The 18,147-nt window shown below is 62.6% G+C and carries 21 protein-coding genes; 9 read left to right on the forward strand and 12 right to left on the reverse strand.

Translation table 11 applies throughout. The features are described from left to right. Nucleotides 1–101 precede the first annotated feature (101 nt). The 5 genes from rpmF to WFR25_RS04770 all read left to right on the forward strand — a co-directional run bounded on the left by rpmF (nucleotide 102) and on the right by WFR25_RS04770 (nucleotide 3,230). Nucleotides 102–281: a 50S ribosomal protein L32 gene (gene rpmF, locus WFR25_RS04750; protein WP_336969033.1), complete on the forward strand. Its 180-nt coding sequence runs from the start codon at nucleotides 102–104 to the stop codon at nucleotides 279–281. A gap of 76 nt (nucleotides 282–357) precedes the next feature. Continuing rightward, entirely contained in the window at nucleotides 358–1,380 is a 1,023-nt protein-coding gene (plsX, locus tag WFR25_RS04755; protein WP_336974682.1) for a phosphate acyltransferase PlsX, read from the forward strand. Then, entirely contained in the window at nucleotides 1,377–2,345 is a 969-nt protein-coding gene (locus WFR25_RS04760; RefSeq protein ID WP_336969036.1) for a beta-ketoacyl-ACP synthase III, read from the forward strand. Before plsX ends, WFR25_RS04760 begins: the two co-directional genes overlap by 4 nt. A 159-nt stretch (nucleotides 2,346–2,504) precedes the next feature. Next, nucleotides 2,505–2,801 carry an integration host factor subunit alpha gene (locus WFR25_RS04765; protein WP_336969038.1) on the forward strand — a complete coding sequence of 99 codons (297 nt, stop codon included), beginning with the start codon at nucleotides 2,505–2,507 and terminating at the stop codon, nucleotides 2,799–2,801. Nucleotides 2,802–2,885: 84 nt separating this feature from the next. Then, nucleotides 2,886–3,230, forward strand: a complete 345-nt coding sequence (locus WFR25_RS04770; RefSeq protein ID WP_336969041.1) for a MerR family transcriptional regulator — start codon at nucleotides 2,886–2,888, stop codon at nucleotides 3,228–3,230. 119 nt (nucleotides 3,231–3,349) lie between these two features. Here the strand turns inward: WFR25_RS04770 and WFR25_RS04775 are convergent, their stop codons facing one another. From WFR25_RS04775 to WFR25_RS04790, 4 genes are all read right to left on the reverse strand, one after another. Next, nucleotides 3,350–3,886, reverse strand: coding sequence for a GNAT family N-acetyltransferase (locus tag WFR25_RS04775; protein WP_336969044.1), 537 nt, complete (start codon nucleotides 3,884–3,886; stop codon nucleotides 3,350–3,352). Nucleotides 3,887–3,910: 24 nt separating this feature from the next. After that, nucleotides 3,911–4,453 carry a SixA phosphatase family protein gene (locus tag WFR25_RS04780; RefSeq protein WP_336969046.1) on the reverse strand — a complete coding sequence of 181 codons (543 nt, stop codon included), beginning with the start codon at nucleotides 4,451–4,453 and terminating at the stop codon, nucleotides 3,911–3,913. Further along, nucleotides 4,450–7,230: an ATP-dependent DNA helicase gene (locus tag WFR25_RS04785; RefSeq protein ID WP_336969049.1), complete on the reverse strand. Its 2,781-nt coding sequence runs from the start codon at nucleotides 7,228–7,230 to the stop codon at nucleotides 4,450–4,452. Before WFR25_RS04785 ends, WFR25_RS04780 begins: the two co-directional genes overlap by 4 nt. Nucleotides 7,231–7,307: 77 nt before the next feature. Next, on the reverse strand, nucleotides 7,308–7,688 hold the full coding sequence (locus tag WFR25_RS04790; protein ID WP_336969051.1) for a PilZ domain-containing protein: 381 nt from the start codon (nucleotides 7,686–7,688) through the stop codon (nucleotides 7,308–7,310). A gap of 128 nt (nucleotides 7,689–7,816) precedes the next feature. Between WFR25_RS04790 and WFR25_RS04795 the strand changes: the two genes are divergently transcribed. Beyond that, nucleotides 7,817–9,412, forward strand: coding sequence for a lysine--tRNA ligase (locus WFR25_RS04795; RefSeq protein WP_336969053.1), 1,596 nt, complete (start codon nucleotides 7,817–7,819; stop codon nucleotides 9,410–9,412). Nucleotides 9,413–9,634: 222 nt separating this feature from the next. Here the strand turns inward: WFR25_RS04795 and WFR25_RS04800 are convergent, their stop codons facing one another. The 3 genes from WFR25_RS04800 to WFR25_RS04810 form a co-directional block, all read right to left on the reverse strand. Then, nucleotides 9,635–10,105, reverse strand: coding sequence for an RcnB family protein (locus WFR25_RS04800; protein WP_336969056.1), 471 nt, complete (start codon nucleotides 10,103–10,105; stop codon nucleotides 9,635–9,637). A 162-nt stretch (nucleotides 10,106–10,267) separates the two neighbouring features. Beyond that, nucleotides 10,268–10,948, reverse strand: a complete 681-nt coding sequence (locus WFR25_RS04805) for a prolyl hydroxylase family protein (protein WP_336969058.1) — start codon at nucleotides 10,946–10,948, stop codon at nucleotides 10,268–10,270. Between the two features lie 110 nt (nucleotides 10,949–11,058). Beyond that, nucleotides 11,059–11,979: an RcnB family protein gene (locus tag WFR25_RS04810; protein WP_336969059.1), complete on the reverse strand. Its 921-nt coding sequence runs from the start codon at nucleotides 11,977–11,979 to the stop codon at nucleotides 11,059–11,061. A 242-nt stretch (nucleotides 11,980–12,221) separates the two neighbouring features. On the opposite strand from WFR25_RS04810, the gene WFR25_RS04815 reads away from it, so the two are divergent. Continuing rightward, nucleotides 12,222–13,031 (forward strand): DODA-type extradiol aromatic ring-opening family dioxygenase, encoded by an 810-nt coding sequence (locus WFR25_RS04815; protein WP_336969061.1) that lies wholly within the window; start codon nucleotides 12,222–12,224, stop codon nucleotides 13,029–13,031. A gap of 107 nt (nucleotides 13,032–13,138) precedes the next feature. Here WFR25_RS04815 and WFR25_RS04820 read toward each other — a convergent pair whose 3' ends face one another. Together WFR25_RS04820 and WFR25_RS04825 are read right to left on the reverse strand one after the other, a co-directional pair. Next, complete coding sequence (locus WFR25_RS04820; RefSeq protein ID WP_336969063.1) at nucleotides 13,139–13,675, reverse strand: (2Fe-2S)-binding protein; 537 nt, start codon at nucleotides 13,673–13,675, stop codon at nucleotides 13,139–13,141. 66 nt (nucleotides 13,676–13,741) lie between these two features. Continuing rightward, on the reverse strand, nucleotides 13,742–14,500 hold the full coding sequence (locus WFR25_RS04825) for a class II aldolase/adducin family protein (protein WP_336969066.1): 759 nt from the start codon (nucleotides 14,498–14,500) through the stop codon (nucleotides 13,742–13,744). Nucleotides 14,501–14,723: 223 nt separating this feature from the next. On the opposite strand from WFR25_RS04825, the gene rpsU reads away from it, so the two are divergent. Further along, nucleotides 14,724–14,930 (forward strand): 30S ribosomal protein S21, encoded by a 207-nt coding sequence (gene rpsU, locus WFR25_RS04830; RefSeq protein WP_004208618.1) that lies wholly within the window; start codon nucleotides 14,724–14,726, stop codon nucleotides 14,928–14,930. An 88-nt stretch (nucleotides 14,931–15,018) separates the two neighbouring features. Continuing rightward, entirely contained in the window at nucleotides 15,019–15,597 is a 579-nt protein-coding gene (locus WFR25_RS04835; protein WP_336969068.1) for an FKBP-type peptidyl-prolyl cis-trans isomerase, read from the forward strand. 66 nt (nucleotides 15,598–15,663) lie between these two features. Here the strand turns inward: WFR25_RS04835 and WFR25_RS04840 are convergent, their stop codons facing one another. From WFR25_RS04840 to acpS, 3 genes are read right to left on the reverse strand one after another with little or no spacing between them, the layout of a single operon-like run. After that, the gene (locus WFR25_RS04840; RefSeq protein WP_419723192.1) at nucleotides 15,664–16,740 is read right to left on the reverse strand and encodes an AI-2E family transporter; all 1,077 of its coding nucleotides are present in this window, start codon (nucleotides 16,738–16,740) and stop codon (nucleotides 15,664–15,666) included. A gap of 35 nt (nucleotides 16,741–16,775) precedes the next feature. Continuing rightward, a complete protein-coding gene (gene lepB / locus WFR25_RS04845; protein WP_336969073.1) occupies nucleotides 16,776–17,702 on the reverse strand; it encodes a signal peptidase I in 927 nt (308 codons plus the stop codon). Between the two features lie 32 nt (nucleotides 17,703–17,734). After that, a complete protein-coding gene (acpS, locus tag WFR25_RS04850; RefSeq protein WP_336969076.1) occupies nucleotides 17,735–18,136 on the reverse strand; it encodes a holo-ACP synthase in 402 nt (133 codons plus the stop codon). Nucleotides 18,137–18,147 lie beyond the last annotated feature (11 nt).

Genomic DNA, 18,147 nt, shown 5'->3' on the forward strand with positions numbered 1-18,147 from the left:
CAACCGGGCCGCATGGGTCTGCGGCTCTTTTGCCGTCAGCCCCGCAAAAGCGGAAACCGGCCAGTCGCACATATTCTTGAACACGAAAAATAGGTGCCGATATGGCTGTTCCCAAGCGGAAAACGTCCCCCTCCAAGCGTGGTATGCGCCGCAGCCACGATTCGCTGCGTATCGAAGCATTCCAGGAATGCTCCAACTGTGGCGAACTGAAGCGCCCACATAACCTATGCGACGCCTGCGGCCATTATAATGGCCGTGAAGTCGTCGCCGTCGGGGCGTAATTCACGCTTTTTGCCGACACTCTCCTGAACAAGGGGTCATAAAGTGAGCAGCCAACCGCGGATCGCAATCGACGCGATGGGCGGGGATGTTGGTGTGCGCGTGATGTTGGCTGGCGCTGCGCTCGCCCGTCACCGCCACGACGGGCTGCGCTTTACCCTGTTCGGGGACGAGGCGCAGATAAAGTCTGCGCTCGACAGTCATCCCAATCTGCGCGCCGCGTCAGAGGTCGTCCACGCCGCTACGGTTGTGGAGGCGACCGACAAGCCCAGCGCCGCCATCCGCAAGAAAACCAGCTCCATGAGCATGGCGATTGCGGCGGTGAAGGCGGGGGATGCCGGCGCGGCCGTGTCCGCCGGCAATACCGGCGCGCTGATGGCCATGGCCAAGGTCGCGCTGCGGACCATGAAGGGTGTCGATCGGCCCGCGCTGGCGGCCATGCTGCCGACGCTGGGTGACAATGATGTCGTCATGCTGGATCTTGGCGCCAATACTGAATGTGACGCTCGCAATCTTGTCCAGTTCGCTGTGATGGGCGCGGCCTATGCACGCATTGCCTTCGATCTTGAAACACCCCGCGTCCGCCTGCTGAATATCGGCACGGAGGAGATGAAGGGGACGGATGAGATCCGCGATGCGGCCGCCATGTTGCGCAAGGCGACGCTGCCGTTGCGCTTCGAAGGATTTACCGAGGGCGACAAGATCGGCCATGGCGACACCGACGTGATCGTGTGCGACGGATTTTCGGGCAATGTCGCGCTCAAGACGGCGGAGGGCACCGCCCGTTTCGTCACCGACGTGCTGCGTCGCGCTTTCACCAGTTCGATTCGCTCGAAACTGGGCTTCCTCATTTCCAAGCCGGCGATGCACCTTCTCAAGCATCATCTCGACCCCAATAATCACAATGGCGCAGTATTTCTGGGGTTGAATGGCGTGGTGGTGAAAAGCCACGGTAACGCCAATGAAAAGGGCGTGGCCAACGCTGTTCATGTTGCAGCCCGGCTGTTGGAAGAGGATATTACCCGCCGGATCGCGGCGGACATGGCGAGCGTCGAGTCGCTTTCAACCACCGCGTCCCATATGGAGCTGCCCGTAAAGTGATCCGTCGCTCCGTCCTGCTTGGTACGGGCTCAGCCCTGCCGTCGCGCGCTGTCTCCAATGCTGAACTGGCGGAGACGGTGGACACCAGCGACGAATGGATCGTCGAGCGGACCGGCATCCGCAACCGTCACATCGCCGCTGAAGGGGAAACCACCGCGACGCTGGCGACACAAGCGGCCCGTGCTGCGCTTGACGCCGCGGGGTTGGGACCACAGGCGATAGACCTCATCATCTTGGCAACCGCCACGCCGGACCAGACGTTCCCGGCCAGCGCTACTATCGTTCAGGCTGCACTCGGGATCGACGATTGCGTTGCATTCGACGTTGCGGCGGTCTGCTCGGGCTTTCTCTACGCGATGACTGTCGCCGACAGTATGATCCGCAGCGGCGCTGCGGATCGCGCGCTTGTCATTGGTTCGGAAACCTTCAGCCGCATCCTCGACTGGGAGGATCGCACGACCTGCGTTCTCTTCGGCGACGGCGCGGGTGCGGTCGTGCTGGGCGCGGAGGAAAGCGAAGCGGGCGCACGCGGCATCCTGGCGGCGAAATTGCACGCCGATGGCCGCCATAATGGCCTTCTCTATGTCGATGGCGGTCCGTCGACTACCGGCACCGTGGGCAAGCTGCGGATGAAGGGGCAGGAGGTGTTTCGCCATGCCGTCACCAACCTTGCTTCCGTACTGAACGAAGTGATGGGTGTAGCGGGCCTGGACCCGCAGGATATCGACTGGCTGATCCCGCATCAAGCCAATGCCCGCATTCTCGATGCGACCGCACGCAAGCTCAAATTATCGCCGGACAAGGTGGTCGTCACCGTGGATCGCCACGCCAATACGTCGGCGGCCTCCGTACCCTTGGCGCTTGATGTCGCCATGCGTGACGGGCGAATCCAGCCGGGCCAGGTGCTGGTGCTGGAGGCGATGGGCGGCGGCTTTACCTGGGGTGCCTGCGTCCTTCGGACCTGACGATCATTTCCCGGAAAGCGGGTTGTTGCGGACCTGTCCCGATATTGTTCAATCCTTACAATGTGAAGCCTTGCCGAATCGGTGAGGATGTCGCACATTTCGCCGTGATCGTCCGCGCCCGATGATCAAAGGGGCTTGGTGGCGAAAAGCGGGGACAGGATGAGCAGCAACGGAACCTTGACGCGTGCCGACCTGGCCGAAAGCGTTAACCGCCATATCGGCCTGTCGCGGGCGGAGGCGTCGTCGATCGTCGAATCCATTCTTGATCATATGTCCGACGCGCTGGAGCGTGGCGAGAATGTGAAGATTTCCAGCTTTGGCACCTTCGTCCTGCGCGACAAGAACCAGCGCATGGGCCGCAATCCCAAGACCGGGGTGGAAGTGCCGATCGATTCACGGCGAGTGCTGACCTTCCGCGCCAGCCAGTCGATGCGGGATCGCGTTGCGGGGGCGTAACCCTTAATAGCGGCCTGGTTGTCGCACTGGTCAGACCTTGCCAAGGTTGACCTTTTATCAACTATAGGTGCAAACCAGCCTGCTATGAAGGTTGAGGGTGCATTTCTGACGATCAGCGAACTGGCGGCGGAGCTATGTTTGCCCCAGCATATACTGCGCTATTGGGAAACGCGTTTCCCGGAACTCCGCCCGCTGCAGCGATCGGGCAATCGTCGCTACTATCGGCCCGCCGACGTTGCACTCGCCCATCGCATCAATCAGTTGCTCAATGTTGAGGGTTTTACCGTTCGCGGTGCGCAGAAGGCGCTGGCAGAGGGGGAAGGCCATGCGCCACAGGATAGGCCAGCCTCATCTGACCAGGACCTCGCCCTGATCGCCCGACTGGAAGCGATCCGCGCGCAATTGGCGAAGATCGTCGGCGAACCTTAGAGCATTTTCTAGGCAGATGGCACGATCTGCTGACTTACGAAAATGCGGAAAACAAAAGATAAATGGAGCATGATCCGACTCAGTCTGATCGGATCATGCTCTAAGCGCTCGGGACCGATCTATAAATCCCGCGCATAGACCAGATCCTCGAACGGCACGTCGCCGACCATGAAGGTCATCGACCCAATCTGCACAAAGCCGTGCCGCGCATAAAAGCGCCGTGCGCGGTCATTTTGTGGATAGACCGCCAGTAGCAGTCTGCTCGCCCCGCGCCGTACCGCTTCCTGCATAAGCAGCCCCATCAGTGCGTCGCCATTGCCGCCGCCCTGCCAGCCGGTCAGCAGATAGATGCGTTTCAGTTCCAGGTCCGTTGCATCGTCGGTCGCCACGGGCAGGTCAGGCGGGGTCAGCAGCGCATAGCCGACGGGCGCGCCAAGCGGTGTTTCACCGATCAGCAAATAGTGGCGCGGATTGCCGATGGCGGCCCGATAATAGTCATCGCCATGAGCGCGACGGATATGATCGACCAGTGCCGGCCCCGGATGGTCATGGGCAAAACTCGTCAGGAACGTCGCGCCGCCCAATATGGAAAGGGCCGGGGCATCCTTTGCCTCTGCGATGCGCCAGTGGATCGGTGTGGATGGCCCCGCTTTCATCGCAACAGGTTCACCACAACAGACTCAACGCGTTTCTGGCCCGAGCGCCGGATCAAGATCACGTGGCCGTGTGAAACTGACCAGCGTGGCGCTGTTATCGGCTACGTCCGACCAGCGTTCTACGGCAAGATCGAGAACGACCAGGCTTGCGGTCGGGAACTTCACCTCCACATCTTCGCGCAACGTGCTGGCGCCGTCGTCCGGCACGAGAGCCAGGATCAGTTCCTCCAACCCCGGATTATGTCCGGCCATCAGCGCGCTGTCCACGCGTTCGGGCAGATCGCGAATCACGTCGATCAGCGTGGCGGGGGATGCCAGGTAGATGCGCCGGTCCCACTGCGTCTCGACCGCCTGCCCATAGCCTTCGAAGAAGGTTTCCAGCGTCTGCATCACCCGTGCGGCGGGGGATGCGACCAAGTGATCAAACGCCATCTTCCGCGATTTCGCATATTGGCCGACCAGCAGCGCGGCCTTCTCGCCCCGGCGATTGAGGGGCCGATCGAAATCGCGCGCTACCGGATCGTCCCAGTCGGACTTGGCGTGGCGCAACAGGGTCAACCGCTTCATTCGCTCTCCAGGTCGCCGCTCTTGGATTCGTCCCCCTGATGCACGAAGGCGCCGTCCGCGCCAAGTGGGGGATGTCCCGATCCGACAAAGGATTTGTCGTCGGACGAAGAGGTGCTGACAGCAATGATCGCTTCGTCCAACGTCACACGGCGGATCGGCACGCCCGGCGGAAAGGCGCTCAGCAAGCGGCTGGGCATGGCGGCGGACAGAATGACGAAGCTCCCTTGGTCGCCCGCCCGCCGGATCAGCCGCCCAAAGGCCTGCGCCAACCGCGCACGGATCAGCCGGTCGTCATAGGCATTGCCCCCGCCCACCAGCCGCCGCGCCGCGTGCAGCACCGTTGGCTTGGGCCATGGCACCCCTTCCATCACCACCAGCCGCAGCGAATGGCCGGGAACGTCCACACCGTCCCGCAAGGCATCGGTGCCCAGCAGGGACGCGCGCGGATCGTCCCGGAAAATATCAACCAGCGTGCCCGTATCCATTGGATCGACATGCTGGGCAAAGAGCGGCAGGCCGGCCCGCGCCAGCCGGTCAGCGATCCGGGCATGAACGGTCCGCAAGCGACGGATGGCAGTGAACAGGCCCAGCGTGCCGCCGCCCGCCGCCTCGATCAGTCGTGCATAGGCGCCCGACAGCGCGGCAATGTCGCCGCGCTTGATGTCGGTGACGACCAGCACCTGTGAGGCTTGTGGATAGTCGAATGGGCTATTTGCTTCGAACCGTGCGGCGCCGCGTGGCAGGTGGGTCGCGCCGCTGCGTTCCTCCGCATTGCCCCAGTCGCCACCGCCTTTCAGAGTCGCCGAGGTGACGATGACGCCCTGCGCCGGCTTCAGCACCGTCTGGGCGAGGGGCTTGGTCGGGTCCAGCCAGTGGCGGTGGATACCGATGTCGAATTCGCGCCCCTCGAAACGATCAACCGCCAGCCAGTCCACATAATCGCTGTCCGCCGGGCCGCCGATTCGCGCCAGCAATGCCAGCCAGGCGGCGATCAGGTCGCAGCGCCAGCCAAGCGAGGCGATCGCCCCCTCAATCCGAGCGCGCGCTGCGCCGTCAAGCCAGTCGGGCGCATCCTCGATCACCGCTTCCAGCCGCTTGCCCAGGCGCGTGAGCGGGCGCAGCAGCCCGTCGAGCGCCAGCGCCGCTTCCTGCGCGGCGTCGACCAGCGCGCCGTCCGGTTCGGCCAGTTCCGTCTCCAGGCCATAGCCTGCATCCGCTTCGCCATTTTCCGCCGCGCGCGTATAGACCGTGCCTCGCGCCGCCGCGAGCAGCCGCTCGATCGGCCCGAACGGATCGCCCCCGACGATGCGCTTCAACCAGTCATCGCTCGGCAGCGCCTGCGCCGCATTGCGCGCCGCCTCGATCGCCTCGCCACCCTCTGTATCATAGCTTGCGACGTCGGACAGGCGCGCCGCCAGCCCCCGCCGTCGCCCGCGCGACGTGCCTTCGGGACCGATGATCCAGCGCCGCAACTCGATCGCCTCCGCCCCGGACAAGGCAGCGGAGAAGGTCGAATCGGCCGCATCGAACAGATGATGCCCTTCGTCGAAGATGATGCGCGTGGGATGCTGCCCCGTCTCACGCCCGCGCGCGGCGTTGATCATCACCAGCGCATGGTTGGCGATGACGATGTCCGCGTCGGCGGAGGCGCGCGCCGATCGTTCGATGAAGCATTTGCGATAATGCGGACAGCCCGCATAGATGCACTCGCCGCGCCGGTCGGTCAGCGCGGTGGAGCCGTTGCGGCGAAACAGCGTCGGCAACCAGCCGGGCAGGTCGCCGCCGATCATGTCGCCATCCTTGGTGAACGCCGCCCAGCGCGCGACCAGTTGCGCCAGCACGGCGGCACGGCCCGCAAAGCCACCCTGCAATGCATCCTCAAGGTTCAGGAGGCACAGATAATTTTCGCGACCCTTGCGAACCACCACCCGCTTCGCCGCGATCTGCGGATCGGGAAACAGGCGCAGCGTTTCGCGGTCCAACTGGCGTTGCAGTGCCTTGGTATAGGTGGACACCCACACCGTCCCGCCCGCTTCGGCGGCCCAGAGCGAGGCGGGGGCGAGATAGCCCAGCGTCTTGCCGATGCCCGTGCCTGCCTCTGCCAGCAGCATATTGGGCTGGTCGCGCATTTGCTTGGGGCCAAAGGTTGCAGCGGCCGCCTCTGCATAATCGCGCTGGCCCTGACGCGGCTCCGCGCCCGCGCCGGTCAGCCGGTCCAGCCGCTCCAGCACCGTATCACCATTCAGGGTGATCGTGCGTGGAGCAGGGCGGGGGGCGGCTTCTTCCCATTCGGACAATTTGGAAAAGAGCCAGCGTTCCGCTTCGCGCGGCTTGGCTATGTGTGGCACGACCAGCGGCGCCCAGGGCCAGCGCAGCCGCGCCAGCGATTGCGCGCTGGTCCATGCGCCCTCCCGCTCGGTCCAGCCGGTGTTCGTCAGTGTCGCGACCAGTGCGCCCGCCACCGCTTGTAGCAGCGCTGGAATATCGCCCTCCTGCCGCGGTGGCGTCAGGCCCAGCGCATCGGCCAGCCCCTTGGGCGTGGGCACCACAAAGCGCGCTGGATAGACGAAGGCCCATAATTCCAGCAGGTCGAGGCCGTTGAGTTCAGGATAGCCCAGCCGCTGTCCGGTCAGCGGTGCGTTCAGCAGCAGGACCGGCGTTTCTGCCGCACGCGCGATAGCCTGCCCCTTGGCCAAGCCGCGTGTTTCGTCGCCCTCGCGCAGCCACACGCCGCCATGGCTGGCATGAAGCGCGGGTAGGGAAGCAGGGTCGATCACGGACCCGGCTTAGTGATGTCGGAACAAAAGGGAAACCGCCTTTGCGGCGAAATTAGATGCGGGGGCGAAAGTGGCCGTCAGGCGCGCCGACGTCCGAACCCACCGCCACCGATGCTGGCGACCGGAGCGGGTCGCGAGGTTGCGGGGCGCAATTGGTAGGCGGCTGGCGCGTGCTTTGGGGTCTTTGCCATTGCCAGCTTTTCGAACAACGGGCCTTCAGTCATGGTGAACGGAAAGCGGATGCCCATGCGGTCTTCTTCCGACCAGCGCACCGTGCCGAACACGACATAGCCGTCCAGATCGATCTGGCACTGGCTTTTCGGAGGCAGGCTGCACCCGGTAATCTGCGCGCCGCCTTCGCTCAGGTCGACGATCACGCCTTCCATGCTTTCCAGCACCGTCGTTATGACGATGGGAATTTCTACGGTGATGCGTTCGCGACTGCGCGGTATCTGCATGGTGCCTCCAATATGGGATTATCCTAGATCAGGGTTAACGAAAGTTGAAAATCCGGCACGATTTGGCCCACTTTTCGCGGGTAAAGGGCGTTTCTTTTCGCCGCCGTACAGTCTAGTGGGGCATCGCTATGACCGTATCCGATACCCTGCGCGCCGCCGCGCTCTCGTCCAAGGCCTGGCCCTATGAGGAAGCGCGCAAGCTGTTGAAGCGCTATCCGGATGGCGCGCCGGGCAAGGGCCATATCCTGTTTGAAACCGGCTATGGCCCGTCGGGCCTGCCGCATATCGGCACGTTCAATGAAGTGCTCCGCACGACGATGGTTCGTAACGCCTTCCATGCGCTGTCGGACGTGCCGACGCGGCTGGTCGCGTTCAGCGATGATATGGACGGCCTGCGCAAAGTGCCCGACAATGTGCCCAATGGCGCGATGCTGGCCGAGCATCTGGGCAAGCCACTGACGCAGGTGCCCGACCCGTTCGGATGTCATGAAAGTTTCGCGCATCATAATAATGCGACGCTGCGCGAATTTCTTGACCGCTATGGCTTCGATTATGAATTCGTCTCGGCGACCGAACGCTATCAGGCTGGCGCGTTCGACGAGGCGCTGCGTCAGGTGTTGCGGCGCTATTCTGCGATCATGGACATTATGCTGCCCACGCTCCGCAAGGAGCGGCAGGCGACCTATTCCCCTATCCTGCCAATCTCGGCCAAGAGCGGGATCGTCCTGCAAGTGCCGGTCGAGGTGATCGACGCCGAGGCTGGCCTCGTCCGCTTTCAAGACACTTCGGTCCCTGGGGGTGAGATGGTTGAACAGTCGATCCTGTCCGGCGCGGCGAAGCTGCAATGGAAGGTCGACTGGGCGATGCGCTGGGTCGCGCTGGGCGTCGATTATGAGATGGCTGGCAAGGATCTGATCGATTCGGTCACGCAAAGCTCGAAGATTTGCCGCGCGCTGGGCGCCCGCCCGCCCGAGGGCTTCAACTACGAAATGTTCCTGGACGAGAAGGGGGAGAAAATCTCCAAGTCCAAGGGCAATGGTCTGAGCCTCGACCAATGGTTGACCTATGGTCCGCAGGAAAGCCTGGCTTTCTACGCCTATCGGGAGCCGAAAAAGGCCAAGCAATTGCACATGGGCGTCATCCCGCGTGCGGTGGACGAATATTGGCAGTTCCGCGGCAATTATGCCAATCAGGCGGTCGAGCAGCAACTGGGCAACCCGGTCCACCATATCCATGACGGAAAGCTGCCGCAGGGCACTCTGCCCGTGACCTTCGGCCTGTTGCTGAATCTGGTCGGGGTGATGGGGGACGCGACCCGCGATCAGGTGTGGAGTTATCTCCGCAACTATGTCGCCGACGCTTCGCCAGAGGCCTATCCCGAGCTTGACGCGCTGATTGGCCATGCGTTGGCCTATCACCGTGATTTCGTCGCGCCAACGCTCAAGCGTCGCGCGCCTGAGCCGAATGAAGCCGCCGCGCTGCAAAAGCTGGATGATGAACTTGGAGCTCTATCCGCCGATGCCTCGGCGGAAGATGTCCAGAATATCGTCTATGCCATCGGCAAGGATGAGGCGTTCGGCTTTGCGGAACTGCGTGACTGGTTCAAGGCGCTATACCAGACGTTGCTCGGTGCCGATCAGGGGCCGCGCATGGGCAGCTTTATTGCCCTCTATGGTATTGATAATAGTCGGAAACTTATTGCCAAGGTGCTTGGGCAAAGCTGAGCCTGAGACGAACGGAACATTCATCCGTTCTATACGTTTGCAAGGATGGTCCACCCCCCTTTCGGACCGGTGATATGCCATGCGTATGTCATCGGCCGCGCCTGCCCGGAAACGGGCGGCGCGGCCAAGGGGGATGGGTCTTTGGAGAGAGTGTCGTCGCAACGATAAGCGGCCCCGGACCTAAGTGCGGGGCCGCAATAATTTCAGCTTCGGCTTGCTGGCTTACCAGAAGAAGCCGCGATGGACCTGCATCACGCGACCGGTCCGGACATTGACCAGCAGCACATCATTATAGTGGCGCACCCAGCGGGTGTTGGCACCGGCGCGGGGCAGGCGATAGCGCTGCGGGTCGTTGATATAATAGCGTGAATTATAATAGGACGGGCGAAGCTGGGCGCCGACATTCCACTGATTGTAGCGGAACGGCGCGCGCCAGTTGCCGCCACGATAGACGTCGCGGTGGCTCTTGCGATAGTCGCGCCAGTCCTCACGCGATTCCTGGCGGGCGTCGCGCAGGTCAGCGCGGGCGTCACGCACATCGCGGCGATCGCCATGCCGCTGGGCCTGTTGCAGGTCGCGTCGTTCCTGGCGTACTTCGCGCTGGCTGTCGCGGGCTTCGCGATAGGATTGCGCCTGGGCGACGCCCGGCATGACGGTGGCGGCCAGCAGGCCTAACATGATGATCTTACGCATATCTTTTCTCCCTTCAGCCTTTGCTGAATATCGCTGGTGAGAACTGCCGACGGAGCGGCGGGTTCCTCAATCAACAAGGGCATTATAGGGCAGCCTGACTGAACGGGCGGGGAATGACGCTGTCAGCTATCAGTCATCTCTGTCGCAAAGTGTAACGACAGTTCAGGGTGTCCAGGCGCGTTCGCGATACCATTTCGTGACGACATATTTGCTGCCCTGCTCGACCGGGCGCGCGGCATGGACGCTCTGGGGATTGGGCGCGCCGTTGTTATCCAGATTGTTCCAGATCAGGATCATCCCCTCACGCGGGGGGACCATGAATTCGCAATGGGGGAAGTGCGTCTCGCCTCCCGCCTCGACAGGGGAGAGGTAGATCATCGCCGTCCAGCAGCGCTGCCCGCCGGTTGCGCGCATCCTGGGCCAATAGTCGGCGGTGACGGGAAAATAGTCGCAATGAACCTTATATTCCTGACCCGCCGTATAACGCTGCCCTTGAAGCGTTTCTCCGGTGGCCGGGTCGATCCCGGTCAGTGCGGCAATTCGATCACTCACTCCCAGCACCAGCGGGTCGTGGTGATTGAGGTGGCAACTGTGACTGGTGCGATAGTCGGGATTGGCGCTCCCGGCAAACAAGGTGGAGGGTTGCGCCTGCGCGTCGATCTGGCTGCGTAGATCGGCGCATTCCTGCGCGCTCAGGAAATCATGGCGGCCATAGATTTCGAAGTCCTGCGCCTCGATGCGGCTGACCAGTGGATTGCGGTCCAGCCGCGACCGGACGGTCTGCCCTATCCGGGCGCGGTGGGCGGAGGCCACCCCGCCATCGTCGATGATCGGATCGCTCATGCTGCGCCTCTGCCATTCCCCTTGGGTGCCATCAATATAAAAGAACCCGAGACGTTGCCGCCTCGGGTCCAGTGGTTCCTGAAGGCCAGTCCAGGAAGTCCGATATTTGTTTAGATGAAGAAATCGTGAATCACATCGACGACATAGCCGTCGCGGATATCGACCAACAGCGCATCGTCATAATAGCGCACCCAGCGTAGCGTGCCGTAGGCGGGTGGCAGGCGGTAGCTGTAAGGATCGTCCAGCCAGTAATTATTGGCATAGAGCATGTTCGACAGGAATATCCCTACCGAGAAACGCCGATAGCCATAATCCCAGCCGCGCGGTGCATAATATCGACTTGCCCGGTAGCGGTCGCCATAATGCGAGCGATAGCTCTGCCAGTCATAGCGACGGTCATTGCGCCAGCCATTGTCCCAGCGCCGCTGGTTGCTCCAGCGCGTCCGGTCATCATAGCGGCGGGCACCACTTTGCCAGCGCCCGTTGTTCGTATTGTTCCAGCCATTGGACGGGCGATCGTTGCGCCAATCATTCTGACGTGCGTTGTTGCGGTTGTCATTGCGCCAGTTGTTCTGCGTTTCGTCGCGGCTGTTATTGCGGGCTTCGCCGCGCCCTTCGTTGCGACTGCCCTGGCGCCAATATTGCCGTTCATTGCGCTGCCCTTGCTGCCAGCCCTGTTGCTGCTGGGCGCGCTGGCCCTGCTGCCATTCGCGCTGGGCTTCGGGCGCACGCTGTGGCTGCACCTGGGGGCGAGCCTGCATTTGTGGCTGGCCGCCGGGCTGCGCCTGCGCACCACGCCATTGCGCGCCGCGACCGTCCTGCATCTGACGGCCTTGTGTCTGCCCGCGATCCATCTGGCCGCCCTGGGGACGCGCTTCGCCACCGCGCTGCCAACCCTGACCACGACCCCGATCAGAACTGCCACGCTCCGAACGGCCATGTTCATTGTCGCCACGCTGTGCGTAGGCGGGGGCAACGCCGCCCAGTGCAGTCACGGCCATAAGACCCACCAGCATTGTCTTCCTAAACATCGCCTTTGACTTTCCTCTGACGGACACCATCTGGCCCGTTGTCTCCTTCATTTAGGCTTGTCGCTATGTCGCATTGCTGAATTGTTCTGTCAGCTTGCAGAAAGATTCGGTTCTTGGCCCGGCTACTTTCCGTCATCACATAGGCATCAGTCCTGTGCGGCTAAGGTCGTTAGCGTGGACGAAACCCTTCGTTTCCTACTGGGCGATTGCGGGCGGAGCGTCGCCACCCGATCTGTTGGTGCATGACACTTCCCACATTCTTCATCCCCCATGGGGGCGGTCCCTGCTTCTTCATGGACCCTGCCGATCCCGATCATCCCCACAGCGACCCGATGTGGCATCCGATGCAGGACTATCTGGCAGGTCTGATCGGCAGCTTGGCCGAACGTCCGCGCGCCATACTGCTGGTCTCGGGCCATTGGGAGGCGCGGGACTTCACTGTTCATGTCGGCGAACGGCCGGAACTACTGTTCGACTATCACGGCTTCCCGCCGCACACTTATCAGTTGCGTTGGGATGCGTCGGGCGCGCCCGACGTCGCTCGCCGCGCCGCTGCATTGCTGGAAGGTGCCGGTTTCGCCACATCGGAGGAAACCGCACGCGGCTGGGACCATGGTGTTTTCATCCCCATGAAGGTCGCGGTCCCCAGCGCGGACATTCCACTGGCGCAGATCTCGCTTCGCCATGATCTTGATCCCGTTGCACATATCGCTGCCGGACGGGCGCTTGCGCCCCTGCGCGACGAAGGCGTGCTGATCGTCGGATCGGGCATGAGCTTCCACAATTTGCGCGTGCGTGGGGCACAGGCGATGGCGCCGTCCGCCACCTGGGACGATGCGTTGACCGCGGCTGTGACCGATCCCGATGCCGATAGCCGCGCGCGACGGGTCGCCGCCTGGGATCATCTTCCCCACGCGCATTTCGCTCACCCGCGCGAAGAGCATCTGTTGCCGCTGATGATCGCGTTGGGCGCTGGCGGCGACGATCCGGCTGTGCGCGATCATCGCAGCAGCGTGCTGGGCTGGACCGTCTCGGGCTACCGTTTCGGTTAGAGCGTTTTCCAAGCAGGCGGAATCACCTGCTGGCTCAGAAAACGCGGTAAATCAAAAGACTAGACAGCCGCGCCGATGCAATCGGATCGGATTATGCTCTAGGGTGGCTATGGCTTCTTCAACGCAGGCACCGTCCGCGCTGCATCCTCGGGTGTAATGCCGGGCGGCGGGGCGGCGGCGACCTGTTCCTCGCCCCGCATGACACGCGCCGCGCGCTTGATCGCCCCCCGCACGCGCGGATAAACCCCGCAGCGGCAGATATTGGTGATCGCGCCGTCAATCTCGTCGTCGCTGGGGTCGCTGGTCCGCCTGAGCAGTACCGACGCCGCCATGATCATGCCGGGGATGCAATAGCCGCATTGCGACACATTTTCCGCCGCGAATGCCTGTTGCAGCGGATGGCCGCGATCGGGGGATAGTGCCTCGATCGTGGTGACGAAGCGCCCTTCGGTCTTGCCGATGCTGATCTGGCAGGATCGAACCGCTTCACCATCAATATCGACGGTGCAGGCCCCGCAATCGCCCGTCCCACAGCCATATTTCGTGCCCGTCAGGTTCGACGCATCACGCAGCGCCCACAGTAAAGGCGTGTCCGGGTCCATTCGATATTGGACGGGGCGATCGTTGACGGTGAACCGGGTCATGTCGTTTGCTCTAGCGTAGCGGCGGGGGAGCGTCCAACAGCCTGTCGGATGTCGGCCGCGAAGCCCCTAGTCCCGCCAACTCTTGTCCTGCCGGTCGATCAGTCGCACCATCGCCTGAAAGTCGGGTACACCCGGCCCAACGGGCAGCGTCACGCCCGCCAGATCGCGTTGATGCACCGCGATCACCTCATGCGGGATCACCACCGGCGTGCCCGCTGCGCCAGTCGCCACCTGGATTTCGCAGGCGCGCTGGAGCATCCAGTGAGTCAGGAACGCCTTGGGCAGGCTATCGGCCATCACCAGCGTCCCATGGTTGCGCAGCATCATGATTCGTTTGTCGCCCAGATTGGCAATCAGCCGTTCGCCCTCCTCGGGGCGAATCGTCACCCCCTCGAACTCGTGGTAGGCGATCCGCCCGATGAAGGCGGCGGCGTAGAAGTTTGTGGGCGTCAGTCCTTCGACGGTCGCGCTCACTGCCATGCCCGCTGTTGTATGGGTGTGGATGATGCAATGGGCGTCGGGCAAATGGCGGTGAAAGACGCTATGCTGGGTAAAGCCGGCGCGGTTGACGGGGTAGGGGCTGCCGTCCAGTACCGTGCCGTCAATGTCGATCTTGACCAGGTTGGACGCACAAACCTCTGAATAGAGCATACCGAACGGGTTGATGAGGAAAGCGCCGTCTTCGCCGGGTACCTTCAGCGTGATGTGGTTGTAGATCAATTCGGACCAGCCCATATGGTCGAAAATGCGATAACAGGCGGCTAGCTGCTGGCGCGCTTCCCGTTCCGCGTCACTCATGGTTGGGCTGTTGATGGCGGTAGCCATGGCGATCCTCCTTGTTTATTATGACCGCACTATCCCTCCGTCCGTCGCATATGTCGAGGGAGTCGGCTTTTGGGTTGAGTTTCTGCGACTCTGCTGGTAGGGCGCCAGCCATACGACGCAGGGTGACTTGCGGCGGCTTGTTGCTTTTTTGCTTTCGGCCGGCCCGTCGGGAAGGATTTTTTCCCGCCGATCCGACTGTTATCGACTGGAGATAGACTGGGTTATGCAAATCATCGTTCGCGACAACAATGTCGATCAGGCCCTGCGCGCGCTCAAGAAGAAGCTGCAGCGCGAGGGTGTGTATCGCGAAATGAAGTTGCGTCGCCACTATGAGAAGCCCTCGGAAAAGCGCGCCCGTGAAAAGGCCGCTGCGGTTCGCCGCGCACGCAAACTGGAGCGCAAGCGCGCCGAGCGTGACGGCGTCCGGTAAGACGCCCCTGGCGTCCCGGCGGGGCGGCTGAAACGCCGCTCCGTGCCTGTTTTTTCCAACTTCCCCTCAGCTACAAGGCGCCAAAGCCATGTCCACGACGGCCGTTCCCCTTCGCCCCATTGCAAAGGGGTCGTTGACCCGCCTGTGGATTGGTGTTGCTGCCGTGGCACTCGCAGCAGGCGGTCTGGCCTGGGCGGGGCAGGGTGGTGTCGCTGCGACGCCGGTCAGCTTCCTTGCGGCCAATGCCGGGGAAGCGGGCGTCGTGACCACGCCATCGGGGCTTCAACTCAAGGTGATCGAGGAGGGCAGCGGCCCGACTCTGACGGCTTCTGATGTTGCGCTGATCGGTTACAAGGGCACGCTGCTCGACGGTACGGTCTTTGACGAGAATCCGCAGGCGGCGATGCCGGTGGATGGCGTCGTGCCGGGCTTCTCCGAAGGCCTGCAAAAGATGAAGAAGGGCGGCAAATACAAGCTGTGGATTCCGCCGCAGCTTGGCTATGGCGCCGAAGATAATGGCCCGATCCCCGGCAATTCGCTGCTGGTCTTCGATATCCATGTCATCGATTTTAAATCGAAGGCGGAAATCATGCAGATGCAGCAGATGATGCAACATCAGGGCGGCGCCGGCGCACCGCCAATACCGCCGCAGATGCCGGGTCAGTAAAGCGCCACCGAGCGCCAAAGAACACTGAGCGCCAAAGAAGATGCAAAAACGGGCCTGCCTCTCCAGTCAGGCCCGTTTTTCTATGGTCCGTGGTTCAGTCTGGCCGCTCGCCTTGGCGCCCAGCGTCCTGGAGCGTTCTTCCAGATAGACCTTGATCATTGCGACGATCGGATCGGCCAGAAACAGGCCCATGATGCCGAACAGCGCGCCAAACAGGATCTGCGCGGCCAACACCAGTGCAGGGGCAAGGTCGGTCGCCTTTTTCGCGACCATCGGCACGATCAGATAGCCATCGACGATCTGTACCGCCAGATAGACGCCAAAGGCATAAAGGCCGGTATTGGTGCCAGCCGAAAAGCCCACCAATATGATCAGCACGCCGGAAATGATCGACCCGATATTGGGGAGGAAGGCGAACAGGCCGGTCAGGATGCCCAGCAGTCCCGCCATCGGTACGCCGCCCGCCCACAGCAGCAGCCATGTGCCAACACCCTCGACCGTCATGCCGATCAGCCGCCCGAACATCAGCCGCCGCAGCGTCCAGCCCATCTTGTCGGCGATGGTGTAGAAATTGGCGCGCTTTTCCATCGGCAGCATCCAGGCGACGCCGCGTTCATAGAGTTTTGGCTCGACCGCGATGAAGATCGCCAGCACCAGCATCATAACGCCGCTGGTGATGGCGCCGACCGCCGTGCCTACGGCCGCCGTGACCCGGCCCATCGAACTCATCGCCTGGGTGGCGAGGCTCTTGAGGTCTTCCGGCGTGGTCGTGATGCCCATTTGCTGCATCCAGCCGCCGATGCGCGTGACCTGCGCCTCCACGATGGTCCGCATCGCCTGCGCCTGCGCGGCGAGGCTCGATCCGGTGAGGTAGAAAGTGTAGACCATGAAGGCGACCGCACCGAGCAGCACGATTGTCAGCCGCCAGCCGCGGCCTATCGGCGCGGTACGACCCAACAGGCGTGTGCCGCCGTCCATCATCGTCGCCAGCACCAACGCGCCCATCACCAGCATCAGCGGCTGCGCCAGCAGCACCAGCAGCGCGATGGCGATCCCCAGCGCAAACCAGACGCCTGCGCGCTTCAGTTCATGCTGGACGAGGGGGCTTTGCAATTCGCTGGGGCCTGGCTCCTCAACATGCATTTGTTTGTCGCTCAAGCCCGGCCCCTTTCATTGCCTTATTTCGGGGGTGTAACGCTTGCCGGTCTCAGGCTGTTCCCGGCGCGCTCGCCACGCAGGGCGCGGAACCAACTGACAGGGTTCCAGTTGGCGTTGCCGTCCAGCGAGAAGGTGATGAATTCGGCCCGGCCGCCGATCGTTTCCCACGGTACCGGTCCGCCAAGGCCATTTTCCTCCAGCGGAGCGCGGCTGTCGGCGCTGTTGTCGCGATTGTCCCCCATCAGGAAAACGTGATTGGTGGGAACGCGCACAGGTCCGTACCAGTCGAGCGCGCTCGGGCCGACATCGATGGTCAGATAGGTCTTGCCATTGGGCAGGATTTCCTGTCGCACCGGCAACTCGCAATAATCCAACCCGTCGGCGGCCTGGATCAGCGCACCGGGAAATTGCGAAGGCGGGCAGGGGGCGTTGGCATCAATGGGAATGCGGATTGGCTTTACCGCCTTCTGCTTCAATGCGATCCCGTTCAGGATCACCTGGCCGCCACGCACCTCTATGATGTCGCCGGGCAGGCCGATGACGCGCTTGATATAATCCTCTCGCCGGTTCTGGGGCGAAACGATGACGATGTCGCCGCGCGCGGGCAGGCGGCCGAATATCCGTCCGCCGATGAAGGGCAGGGGATGAAAACTGGGCGATACATAGGACCAGCCGTAAGGGAATTTGCTGACCACCAGCCGATCGCCTTTGAGCAGCACCGGCATCATCGATTCGCTGGGGATATAGAAAGGCTTGGCGACGAAACTGTGGAACGCCAGCACCGCCAGGATCAACAGGACGATGCTCTTGACCTCATGCCACCAGTTGACCGGGGGCGTGCCACTCTCTGCGACAGGCCCGCCCTCGATTAACGGCGCGCCATTGTCGGATGCGCTGTCATAGGGGACAGGCTTGGTGGAATGCTCGGTCATGTCGGCTGCCGTCATGGGAATTGAACGCTCGTTCGGAATGGTCCGCCTTATTGCGGCAGAACCTCGATGATTACAAATGCCTGCGCCCAGGGATGGTCATCGGTCAAGGTCAGGTGAATCACGGGCCTGTGCCCATCTGGTACAAGGGCGTTCAATCGGTCCAGCGCGCCGCCGGACAGCGCCAGCGTCGGCGCGCCCGAGGGGGCGTTCACCACCCCGATATCGCGCATGAACACGCCGCGTTTGAAGCCCGTCCCGACGGCCTTCGAAAAGGCCTCCTTGGCGGCAAAGCGCTTGGCTAGCGTACCGGCCTTGGTAAAGGGTCGGCGATCCGCCTTGGCCCGCTCGACGTCGGTAAACACCCGCTGTTCGAATCGCGTTCCGAACCGGTCGAGCGATGCCTGTATCCGCTCGATATTGCAGAGGTCAGAGCCAAGCCCGATAATCACGCGCCTGTTGC

It is taken from the genome of Sphingobium aromaticiconvertens (genome assembly GCF_037154075.1).
Lineage (GTDB): Bacteria > Pseudomonadota > Alphaproteobacteria > Sphingomonadales > Sphingomonadaceae > Sphingobium > Sphingobium aromaticiconvertens.

Excerpts from the sequence above, each read along its gene's own strand:
- WFR25_RS04820 (WP_336969063.1), bottom strand. The coding sequence starts at position 13,675 with ATGACCCGGTTCACCGTCAACGATCGCCCCGTCCAATATCGAATGGAC.
- WFR25_RS04775 (WP_336969044.1), bottom strand. The coding sequence starts at position 3,886 with ATGAAAGCGGGGCCATCCACACCGATCCACTGGCGCATCGCAGAGGCA.
- WFR25_RS04840 (WP_419723192.1), bottom strand. The coding sequence starts at position 16,740 with ATGCATGTTGAGGAGCCAGGCCCCAGCGAATTGCAAAGCCCCCTCGTC.
- WFR25_RS04805 (WP_336969058.1), bottom strand. The coding sequence starts at position 10,948 with ATGAGCGATCCGATCATCGACGATGGCGGGGTGGCCTCCGCCCACCGC.
- WFR25_RS04815 (WP_336969061.1), top strand. The coding sequence starts at position 12,222 with ATGACACTTCCCACATTCTTCATCCCCCATGGGGGCGGTCCCTGCTTC.
- WFR25_RS04780 (WP_336969046.1), bottom strand. The coding sequence starts at position 4,453 with ATGAAGCGGTTGACCCTGTTGCGCCACGCCAAGTCCGACTGGGACGAT.
- WFR25_RS04795 (WP_336969053.1), top strand. The coding sequence starts at position 7,817 with ATGACCGTATCCGATACCCTGCGCGCCGCCGCGCTCTCGTCCAAGGCC.
- WFR25_RS04810 (WP_336969059.1), bottom strand. The coding sequence starts at position 11,979 with ATGTTTAGGAAGACAATGCTGGTGGGTCTTATGGCCGTGACTGCACTG.
- lepB (WP_336969073.1), bottom strand. The coding sequence starts at position 17,702 with ATGACGGCAGCCGACATGACCGAGCATTCCACCAAGCCTGTCCCCTAT.
- WFR25_RS04765 (WP_336969038.1), top strand. The coding sequence starts at position 2,505 with ATGAGCAGCAACGGAACCTTGACGCGTGCCGACCTGGCCGAAAGCGTT.
- WFR25_RS04835 (WP_336969068.1), top strand. The coding sequence starts at position 15,019 with ATGTCCACGACGGCCGTTCCCCTTCGCCCCATTGCAAAGGGGTCGTTG.
- WFR25_RS04825 (WP_336969066.1), bottom strand. The coding sequence starts at position 14,500 with ATGGCTACCGCCATCAACAGCCCAACCATGAGTGACGCGGAACGGGAA.
- plsX (WP_336974682.1), top strand. The coding sequence starts at position 358 with ATGGGCGGGGATGTTGGTGTGCGCGTGATGTTGGCTGGCGCTGCGCTC.
- rpmF (WP_336969033.1), top strand. The coding sequence starts at position 102 with ATGGCTGTTCCCAAGCGGAAAACGTCCCCCTCCAAGCGTGGTATGCGC.
- WFR25_RS04800 (WP_336969056.1), bottom strand. The coding sequence starts at position 10,105 with ATGCGTAAGATCATCATGTTAGGCCTGCTGGCCGCCACCGTCATGCCG.
- WFR25_RS04790 (WP_336969051.1), bottom strand. The coding sequence starts at position 7,688 with ATGCAGATACCGCGCAGTCGCGAACGCATCACCGTAGAAATTCCCATC.
- WFR25_RS04770 (WP_336969041.1), top strand. The coding sequence starts at position 2,886 with ATGAAGGTTGAGGGTGCATTTCTGACGATCAGCGAACTGGCGGCGGAG.
- rpsU (WP_004208618.1), top strand. The coding sequence starts at position 14,724 with ATGCAAATCATCGTTCGCGACAACAATGTCGATCAGGCCCTGCGCGCG.